Origin of the sequence: Caldimonas sp. (assembly GCF_046289365.1) — a bacterium.
Taxonomy (GTDB): domain Bacteria; phylum Pseudomonadota; class Gammaproteobacteria; order Burkholderiales; family Burkholderiaceae_C; genus Caldimonas.
In genome coordinates, this window is record NZ_JBKBVU010000201.1 from 1 (window position 1) to 5,647 (window position 5,647).

The following is a 5,647-nucleotide window of genomic DNA, read 5'->3' on the forward strand; positions in this document are numbered from 1 at the left end:
ACCGCACCGGTGGCCGCCGGCGGCAGCACCGGAATGCGCGGCACCATGTGGTGCTGGCGCACCCGCACCGCCGTGAGCCGTTCGGACTGACGCACGCGCTCGATCTGCGAGTTGGCGCGGTCCAGCGTGTAGCTCAGGCGAAAGGCCGACTCGATCGCACTGCCGTAGCCAGCGATGTCGCCCAGCAGAAAGCTGGCGTCCACCAGCACGGCCTGATGCTCGGGATGCGGTGCGCTGGCCAGCGGCAGCGCCACGAGCAGGCTTTCGGAATAGCCCTCGCGCACGGCACGGGTCAGGGCGGCGTCACCGTCGGCGCGCACTGCGGTGTTCAGCGCCATGAGTTGCAGGCGATCGCCCGCGCGGCGCCACTCCACCAGCCAGCTTCGGCCCATCTGACTGGCGTACAGGCCGCGCTGCCCCACCGAGCCGGCGACGTTGATGCTCAACAGGAAGGGCCGACCCAGCCGGGATGGTGCCAGCTCGAACCAGACCTTGTCCTCGCGCCGCCACACCGGCAGGTGGCCGTCCTCGCGCGTCGCGCCCCGGGTCACCTCCGCAAAGGGTTGCGGTGTGCCAGGCGCGGGGCGGGGCGTGGAGGCGGCCGACGCAGCCGGGGCCGTCACAGGCGCCGCCGCCGGAGACGTCGGGCCGGTGCCCGCACAGGCAGCCAGACCCGCTGCCGCCACCATCGCGGCCCACCGTGCAGAAAAGACGTTCGCGTGCATGGACGCATCATGCCCCCGACGCGGGGCCGCCCAGGTGCAAAACCCTTCACGCTCGCCCCCGGGACAAACCCCAGGTGCAGGCCCCGGCGGACCCGGCCGGCTTAGACTGCGACGCTTTGCCGCCGGCCCTTGCTGTCACGATGCCCCGCCGCGACCTGCTGTACCTCCATGGCTTCCGTTCCTCGCCGCGCTCCCTCAAGGCGCAGCAGATGGGTGCGTGCATCGCGCGCCGGCAGGCCCGGGGCGAGGACTGGACCTGGCGTTGCCCGCAGCTTCCCCCGTCGCCCGCGCAGGCGTGGTCGCTCATCGAAGCCACCCTGCAGCGCCTGCCCGAAGACCGGCGCGCCGTGATCGGCTCCTCGCTGGGCGGCTTTTACGCCACGGTGGCAGCCGAGCGCTTGGGCTGCCCGGCCGTGCTGATCAACCCGGCCGTGGACCCAGCACGCGATCTAGCCCGCTACATCGGCGAGATCACCGCCTGGCACAGCGAGGAGCGCTTCTGGTTCCGCGCCGAGTACATCGACGAACTGCGCGCCCTTGCTCCGGGCGCCCTCACCCGGCCCGATCGCTATTTCGTGCTGGTCGCCCAGGGCGACGAGGTGCTGGACTGGCGCGAGATGGCTGCGCGCTATGCCGGCACCCGGCTCACGGTGCTCGAGGGCGGCGACCACGCGCTGAGCAGCTTCCCCGATCACCTCGAGGACATCCTCTCCTTCCTGGAGCACGCATGAGACTGCAAGACAAGACCGCCATCGTCACCGGCGCGGCCCAGGGCATCGGCCTGGCCACCGCCCTCAAGTTCGCCCGCGAAGGCGCGCGCCTGATGGTATGCGACCTCCACCGCGAGGCCGTGGACGCGGCGGTGGCACAGTGCCGCGCCCTGGGCGCCCAGGCCGAAGGCCAGGTGGTGGACGTGACCTCGCGCGGGCAGGTTCAGGCGATGGCCGACGCCGCGCTGGCACGCTTCGGCCGCATCGACGTGCTGGTCAACAACGCCGGCATCACGCAAGACGCGCGGCTGCAGAAGATGACGCTGGAGCAGTTCGACCGCGTCATCGATGTGAACCTGCGAGGCGTCTTCCACTGTGCGCAGGCCGTGCTGCCGGCCATGCTCGAGCAAGGCGCCGGTGTGATCCTCAACGCCTCCTCGGTGGTGGGCATCTACGGCAACTACGGCCAGACCAACTACGCGGCGAGCAAGTTTGGCGTGATCGGCTTCACCAAGACCTGGTCGCGCGAACTCGGGCCCAAGGGCATCCGCGTCAATGCGGTGGCCCCCGGCTTCATCGAAACGCCCATCCTCGCCACCATCCCCGACAAGGTGCTCACCGCGATGCGAGAGGACGTGCCGCTCAAGCGCCTGGGCCGGCCCGAGGAGGTCGCCAACGTCTACGCCTTCCTGGCCAGCGACGAGGCCTCCTACGTGAACGGTGCGGTGCTGGAAGTCTCCGGCGGCCTCACCGTCTGAAGACCGGCGGCCGGACAGGCGACAATCGGGGCATGTTCGCCCTGTTTGAAGACGCCGGCAAATTCCTGGCCGGCCGCGTGATGTCCCAGGCCGAGGCTTCGGTGCAGATCGAGCTCGACTCCGGCAAGCGCGTGAAGGTCAAGTCCGCCCACGTGCTGCTGCAGTTCGAGCAGCCCGCCCCTGCACAACTGCTCGCTCAGGCCCAGGCCCTGTCCCAGGAGATCGACCTCGACCTGGCCTGGGAATTCGCCCCCGAAGACGAGTTCGGCTTCGCCGACCTGGCGCGCGACTATTTCGATGCCCGCGCCGGCGCGGTGCAGCAGGCCGCGGCGCTGCTGCGCCTGTTCGAGGCCCCGCACTATTTCCGCCGCGTCGGCAAAGGTCGCTTCAAGAAAGCCCCGCAAGAAACCGTCAAAGCCGCCTTGCTGGCCATCGAGCGCAAGCAGCAACAACAGGCCCAGATCGAGGCCTGGGCTGCCGAACTGGCCGCCGGACAGTGCCCTGCGCCGGTGCGGGAGCAGCTCTACAAAATCCTGTTCAAGCCCGACAAAAACGCCCTGGAATACAAGGCCGTCGTCGAAGCCAGCAAACGCACGCAGCAAAGCCCGCTGGACTTGCTCAAGGCCGCTGGCGCCATCGACAGCCCCTACCAGTTCCACTGGCGGCGCTTCTTGTTCGAGCACTTTCCCAAGGGCTATGGCTTCCCGGCCCTGACCGCCCCGCCCATCCCCGAGACGCTGCCCCTGGCGCCGGTGCAGGCCTTCAGCATCGACGACTCGGCCACCACCGAGATCGACGACGCGCTGTCGGTGCAGGGCCTGGGCAGCGGCACCGTGGTGTTCGGCGTGCACATCGCCGCCCCCGGCCTGGCCATCGCCCCCGGCGATGCACTGGACCAGGTCGCGCGCGCACGCTATTCCACGGTGTACATGCCGGGCTACAAGATCACCATGCTGCCCGACGAGGTGGTGCAGGCCTACACCTTGCAGGAAGGGCGCGACTGCCCGGCCGTGTCGATCTACTTCATGATCGATGAAGCCACGCTCGAAGTCCGTGGCCATGAGACGCGCCTGGAGCGGGTGCCGATCGCCGCCAACCTGCGCCACGACCAGCTCGACGGCGTGATCACCGCCGACACGCTGAGCGGCACGGCCCCGACGGCCTACCCCTTCCCGGCCGAACTGGCCTTTTGCTGGCGCCTGGCCCGCCACCTGAAGGCCCAGCGGGAAGTGGTGCGTGGCAAGCCCGAGACCTTCACCCGGCCCGACTACAGCTTCAGGCTCGTAGGCCACGACGGCCGCGAGCCCACCGGCGCGGAGACCGTGCAGATCACCACGCGCAAGCGCGGCGAGCCGCTGGACCTGATCGTGGCCGAGGCCATGATCCTGGCCAATGCCACCTGGGGCGGCTGGCTGGCCGAGCTGGGTGTGCCCGGCATCTACCGCAGCCAGGCCAGCCTGCTGCCCGGTGTGAAAGTGCGCATGAGCACCAAGCCGCTGCCGCACGCCGGCATGGGCGTAAAGCAATACACCTGGGCCACCTCGCCGCTGCGTCGCTACGTCGATCTCGTCAACCAGTGGCAGATCATCGCCTGCGCACGCCATGGCCGCACCGCCGCGCTGGCCGCCCCCTTCAAGCCCAAGGACGCCGAACTCTTCTCGGTGATCTCCGGCTTCGATGCGGCCTACAGCGCCTACAACGACTTCCAGCACGGCATCGAGCGCTACTGGACGCTGCGCTACTTGTCACAAAACGATGTCAAAGAGCTCACCGCCACCGTGCTCAAAGACGGTCTGGTGCGTGCCGACGCCCTGCCGCTGGTTTTGCGCGCCACCGGCACCGAGAACCTGCCGCGCGGCGCCCATGTGCGGGTGCGCATCACGGCCGTGGACGAACTCACGCTGGACGCGCATGCCAAGCTCGTCGAACGCCTGGACGAGATCGTCCCCGAGGCCGTGGAGGACGACGGCGAGGAGGAAGACACCGCCGGCCCGATCGCCCTGGCCATCGAGCTCGACGACGGCGACCATGCACCGGTGCAGGCCGGCCCTGCCGGCGCGGCCGCCTGACCCGACACTGCTGCAATGCTCAAGAAGCTCAGCACCCTGCAGATCGCCCTGGCCATCTCGCTGGGGGTGCATGCCCTGCTGCTGACCGTGCGCTTCGTCGATCCCGAAGCCTTCAACCGCGTCTTCGAGGACACCCCGCTGGAGGTCATCCTCGTCAACGCACGCTCTGCCGAGCGCCCTGAGCAGGCCCAGGCGATCGCCCAGGCCAACCTGGCCGGCGGAGGCAACGTCGAGCGCGGCCGCGCCAGCTCGCCCCTGCCGCCCTCGGCCGTGCTGGAAACCGGCAACGCGTTCGAAGACGCACAGCGCCAGATCGAAACCCTGATGGAGCAGCAAGAACGCCTGCTGGCCAGCCTGCGCCGCGAACTGGCCCGGCTGCCCGCACCGGACCCAAGCCACCCTCAAGGCAGCCAGGAAGCGCAATCGCAGGAGGAAAAGCGCCGCCAGTTGCTGCGCATGCTGGCCGAGATCGAAAAGCGCATCAACGAGGAAAATGCGCGCCCCAAGCGCCGCTACATCAGCCCCAGCACCCGCGAGGAGGCCTACGCGCTCTACTACGACCAGCTGCGCCGCAAGATCGAGGACCGTGGCACGCGCAACTTCCCCGAGCACCAGGGCCGGAAGCTCTACGGCGAGCTCACCATGATCGTCACCGTCGATGCCCAGGGGCGCGTGGTCGACACCGAGGTCGTGCAAAGCTCCGGCCAGCCGGTGCTCGACCGCCGCGCCGTGGCCATCGTGCACGCAGCCAGCCCTTTCGGCCCCTTCACCCGCGAAATGCGTGCCAAGGCCGACCAGATCGTGGTCGTCTCGCGCTTTCGCTTCACGCGCGAACAGGCCCTGGAAACCACCCTCACCGGCAACTGATGGACACCGCCGACCGCCCCGACCGCTATGCGGTGATCGGCCACCCCGTGGCCCACAGCAAATCCCCCTACATCCACGCCCGCTTCGCCGAGCTGACGGGTCAGCCGCTCGTCTATGAACGCGTGCTCGCGCCGCTCGACGGGTTCGCGGCCACCGTGCGCGGCTTTGCGGCCGCATCCGGCTGTGGCTGCAACGTCACCGTGCCGTTCAAGTTCGAGGCCCACGACCTGGCCCACCGGCGCAGCGAGCGCGCGTTGCTGGCCCAGGCGGTCAACACCCTGCGCTTCGATCCCGAAGGCTGGTTCGGCGACAACACCGACGGTGCCGGCCTCGTGCACGACCTGCAGCACAACGCCGGCATCGACCTGGCCGGGCGCGACTTGCTGCTGTTGGGCGCCGGCGGCGCCAGCGCCGGCGTGCTGGGCCCGCTGCTGGCCCAGCGGCCGCGCCGCGTGGTGGTGGCCAACCGCAGCCCGGACAAGGCCCAAGCCCTCGTCGCGCGCCATGCCGCGTGGGCC

Annotated in this window: 6 protein-coding genes; 5 read left to right on the top strand and 1 reads right to left on the bottom strand. The window is 69.6% G+C overall.

The window, feature by feature from the left end; all coding sequences use genetic code 11:
• The coding region (locus tag ACK42S_RS15145) for a DUF5118 domain-containing protein (protein ID WP_409709338.1) at positions 1 to 725 on the bottom strand (725 nt) is incomplete at its 3' end.
• A 140-nt stretch (positions 726 to 865) separates the two neighbouring features.
• Here ACK42S_RS15145 and ACK42S_RS15150 point away from each other — a divergent pair.
• The 5 genes from ACK42S_RS15150 to aroE all read left to right on the top strand — a co-directional run.
• A complete protein-coding gene (locus ACK42S_RS15150; RefSeq protein WP_409709341.1) occupies positions 866 to 1,456 on the top strand; it encodes a YqiA/YcfP family alpha/beta fold hydrolase in 591 nt (196 codons plus the stop codon).
• Positions 1,453 to 2,193, top strand: a complete 741-nt coding sequence (gene fabG / locus ACK42S_RS15155) for a 3-oxoacyl-ACP reductase FabG (protein WP_409709344.1) — start codon at positions 1,453 to 1,455, stop codon at positions 2,191 to 2,193. Before ACK42S_RS15150 ends, fabG begins: the two co-directional genes overlap by 4 nt.
• A gap of 32 nt (positions 2,194 to 2,225) precedes the next feature.
• Positions 2,226 to 4,262, top strand: coding sequence for a ribonuclease catalytic domain-containing protein (locus ACK42S_RS15160; RefSeq protein WP_409709347.1), 2,037 nt, complete (start codon positions 2,226 to 2,228; stop codon positions 4,260 to 4,262).
• A 15-nt stretch (positions 4,263 to 4,277) separates the two neighbouring features.
• Positions 4,278 to 5,129: an energy transducer TonB gene (locus tag ACK42S_RS15165; protein ID WP_409709350.1), complete on the top strand. Its 852-nt coding sequence runs from the start codon at positions 4,278 to 4,280 to the stop codon at positions 5,127 to 5,129.
• Positions 5,129 to 5,647, top strand: a 519-nt coding sequence (gene aroE, locus ACK42S_RS15170; RefSeq protein WP_409709352.1) for a shikimate dehydrogenase, incomplete at its 3' end; no start/stop codon positions are given. The genes ACK42S_RS15165 and aroE, both read left to right, overlap by 1 nt.

Excerpts from the sequence above, each read along its gene's own strand:
- ACK42S_RS15150 (WP_409709341.1), top strand. The coding sequence starts at position 866 with ATGCCCCGCCGCGACCTGCTGTACCTCCATGGCTTCCGTTCCTCGCCG.
- fabG (WP_409709344.1), top strand. The coding sequence starts at position 1,453 with ATGAGACTGCAAGACAAGACCGCCATCGTCACCGGCGCGGCCCAGGGC.
- ACK42S_RS15160 (WP_409709347.1), top strand. The coding sequence starts at position 2,226 with ATGTTCGCCCTGTTTGAAGACGCCGGCAAATTCCTGGCCGGCCGCGTG.
- ACK42S_RS15165 (WP_409709350.1), top strand. The coding sequence starts at position 4,278 with ATGCTCAAGAAGCTCAGCACCCTGCAGATCGCCCTGGCCATCTCGCTG.